A 2866-nucleotide genomic window follows, 5' to 3' on the forward strand; every position below is an offset into this window, starting at 1 on the left:
GTGATCCGCCAGGAACACATTGACATCGCTGAGGAAGCGGTTGACTACAACGTGATCAAGTTCAACGAACTCGGTAAGGCAGAGTTTGTAAACCCGAATCTCGATGTCGCGTACCTCGAGGCGTGGTTCGCAGTGGACGAGATGACGCCAGTCGTTCTGGAGGTGCCCAAGGTGGAAGGGCGCTACTACACCGCGCAGATCGTGGATGAATGGGCGGACATCCTTCACAACATCAACGAACGCATGTTTCCTGACCGTCCGCACGGCCGGTTCGCGCTGTGCCTGACGGGATCCAACCCGACAATTCCCGAAGGAGCATTGCGCATCGACCTGCCGTCGAGGAAGGCCAAGATGCTGGCTCGCGTGGAACGTAAGGGCGACGACCAGGGTGCCGTGTCGCTGCAGCATCAGTTCAAGCTCATCAAGTCCGGGGACCCCAGGATCGTTCCCGCGGTGGAAATTCCGATGTTCAGCAACAAGGAACTCATCACGGTCGACGCCTTCTCACAACCCATGCTTGATCAGGTAATGAACAGTGCGCCGGACAAGATGAAGCTGGCGCCGGTCATGCAGAAACAGGCCCGCGACATCGCTGTTTTTGTTGCGAAGGCAGGGGCCAATCGCGCCGCCATCGACGCGATCATCAAGCAGAAGGCGCTACCGGCCCTCGTGCAATTCATCCGCAGCTACGGCGACAAGCGCGGCGGCTGGGCCGCCACAACCGGTAAGGAGACGGGTTTCGGCGAGGATTTCTGGTTCCGCACTGCCGCCAACTTCGCTGGCATCTGGTGGAACAACAACCAGGAGGTCGTCTATTACATTGGCGAAGCGGACACCACCGGCGCTCCCCTGGACGGCGACAGTGTGTATGTCCTCGACTTCAAACCGGAGAACCTGCCGGAGAAGCACGTCCATGCCTATTGGTCGTTGACGTTGATGTCCCTGCCGGATTACCGGGTAGTTCCCAACAGGCTGGACCGGTTCAATTTCAACAACCGATCCAGGTTCGAGCACGGACCGGATGGCTCCCTGAAACTGTATCTGGCATCCGGGCTCCCGAAGGGCGCCCCGGAAGCAAATTGGTTGCCATGCCCCAAAGGCAAGCCGTTCACTCTTAACTTGCGCATGTATGTGCCGAAGACGGAAGTCCTGTCGGGCGAATATTACGTGCCGCCCATCGTAAAGGCGGAGTAGCGCGAGGAGAAGTCGTGGAAGCCCGGCGACTTCGAACTGATCGATGAACAAGCTGCACGCATATTGCGAGCATTCTTTCCGGGCCAACGCATCAGGCAAGCCACAGAGGACGACATCACATGAAAACTCCCGAAAGCTCGACTCAACTCCAGGCGATTTCGGACCGCGCCTACCTGTATGCCTACGGCATCGACGAGGCTTACAAGCATCTCTACAAGACGTTGGTGGAGCCGGATTGTCCGGCCAACCGATTTCAAATCATCCGCCATCTCGCCGACGACAAGTACACCGCGCACCCGACCATCAACAACGACACCCTGCACCTGATGGGCTGGTTGGATGTCGCCGCCGAGCCGGTGATCGTGTCGGTGCCTGACCATGATGACGGCCGCTACTGGGTGCTCCACACCATGGACATGGGGCACTACACCACCACCATGTTTGGCAAACGGACACGCGGCCCCAAGGGGGGTCGCTTCATGTTTGCGAACCAGGACTGGACGGGCGAAGTTCCAGACGGTGTTACCGAAGTCGTCCGAGTCGAAAGCAACTTCATCAAGTTGATGGGGCGGGTGATGGCGACCGGCGTCGAGGACGAGAAGAAGGCACTGACCTATGTGGACGACTGGAACATCCGCACCTTGAGCGAGTTCCTCGGACAAAACGGGCCAAAGCCCAAGGTCCGCAAGTTTGTTCCCGCTTCGGGGAATTCCTGGCTTGAGCGCGTCAACTTCGTGTTGGCGGACAGCACCATGGCCACTGCCGACGCCCACTGGCTTGCGGGGCTGGAGGCGTCAGGCATCGGTGCGGGCAGAACGGACTTCACCCCCGAGCAGTTGGCAGCCGCGGAGATCAGCGAACAGCATGTGCTTGCGAAACTCAAGGAGACGCTCCCGACACTCACCAACGCCAGCAGGTCGCTGGGCACCCGCGAACAACTTGGAGAGGATGACCGCGTCGTGTTCCAACTGGGTACCTATATTGGCCAGTGGGGCGCTCCGCCTGAAGAGGCCTCCTACATACAGATGATCAAGGACCAAAACGGCGACGTCCTGGTCGGAGCGAATGATTACTCCATCACCTTCACCCCGCCCGATTGCAGGCGTTGCAGCGCGGCGGCGTTGTTGGCCATGAACTGCGACATCGTCCAGATGTTCGTGGCCTGTGCCGCGTTGCCGACGATCGCCTGCTGTGCCGGGGTCAGGCTTTCATAGACGTCGAGATTGAGGGTCAGGTTCAGGTTCGGCCCTGGCTCGTGGAAACCGGCGGTGTAGTAGATGTCGGTGATCTCCTGGAAGCCGGCCTTTTCGTCCGCCCACGGGCCGATCCATTCGGTGCCGTCGATGGCCCCCGACGACAGCGCCTGGTACACCTCGGAGCCGGGCAGGTTCTGCACCGATGCCCCCAGCTTGCCCAGCACCTGGCCGCCCTGCCCCGGCATGCGGAACCGCAGGCCCTGGAAATCCTCGGGGCTGTTGATCTCCGTGTTGAACCAGCCGCCCGATTGCGGGCCGGTATTGCCCGTCGGAAAGCATTTCAGCCCGAAGATGCCGTAAAGCTCGTCGGCCAACTCGCGCCCGCCGGCGTGCAAGAACCAGTTGTTGTATTCCTGAAAGGTCATGCCGAAGGGCACCTGGCTGAAGAACGACAGCGCGGGATGCTGGCCGAGGAA

The 2866-nt window shown here is 60.2% G+C and carries 2 protein-coding genes and 1 pseudogene; 2 read left to right on the forward strand and 1 reads right to left on the reverse strand.

Going from position 1 to position 2866, the window contains the following annotated elements; translation table 11 throughout:
• Together LCF59_RS17645 and LCF59_RS17650 are read left to right on the forward strand one after the other, a co-directional pair.
• On the forward strand, positions 1 to 1194 hold a 1194-nt coding region (locus LCF59_RS17645; RefSeq protein WP_292288932.1), incomplete at its 5' end, for a DUF1214 domain-containing protein.
• A 119-nt stretch (positions 1195 to 1313) separates the two neighbouring features.
• Positions 1314 to 1805 (forward strand): annotated as a pseudogene (locus LCF59_RS17650) (DUF1254 domain-containing protein); the annotation flags it as partial.
• Positions 1806 to 2263: 458 nt separating this feature from the next.
• On the opposite strand, the gene LCF59_RS17655 reads toward LCF59_RS17650, so the two are convergent.
• Positions 2264 to 2866, reverse strand: a 603-nt coding sequence (locus LCF59_RS17655; RefSeq protein WP_367273424.1) for a TRAP transporter substrate-binding protein, incomplete at its 5' end; no start/stop codon positions are given.

Origin of the sequence: Marivita sp., from assembly GCF_020055675.1 — a bacterium.
In the GTDB taxonomy this organism is placed as follows: Bacteria; Pseudomonadota; Alphaproteobacteria; order Rhodobacterales; family Rhodobacteraceae; genus Marivita.